1 pseudogene is annotated in these 314 nt (G+C 71.7%); it reads right to left on the bottom strand.

The features are described 5' to 3' along the window. Positions 1-7: 7 nt before the first annotated feature. Positions 8-314, bottom strand: a pseudogene (locus ADK57_RS51215) (IS200/IS605 family accessory protein TnpB-related protein); the annotation flags it as partial.

Below are 314 nucleotides of genomic sequence, written 5' to 3'. Positions count from 1 at the left end.
ACCGTTCCTAATGACTGAGTGGGAGTGGGTCCTGTTGCCAGGACTCGTGCTCAGCCGGGTGCTCCGAACGGTGTTGGGCACCCTGGTCGCCCGCTTTCGCTCCACCACCGGGCGGCGCGCATCTGGTGCGTGGTCCGGGCAGGTGGGGGCGGGTTTCCTCACGCCTGCGGGTCTCCGGTCGGGCCTGGGCGGTCCGATGCCCACCACGATCGCTCTGGTCGGGGTGGGGCGGTGCCGTCCGTCGCCGGATCGGGTGTCCGAGGGCGCGTCGCCCGACCGCGATGCTCGCCGCATCGTGCCGGGACATCCTGCGT

Origin of the sequence: Streptomyces sp. MMG1533 (genome assembly GCF_001279775.1) — a bacterium.
Taxonomy (GTDB): domain Bacteria; phylum Actinomycetota; class Actinomycetes; order Streptomycetales; family Streptomycetaceae; genus Streptomyces.
The sequence above is the reverse complement of the archived record's forward strand: the minus strand, read 5'-3'. Positions and strand labels throughout refer to the sequence as shown.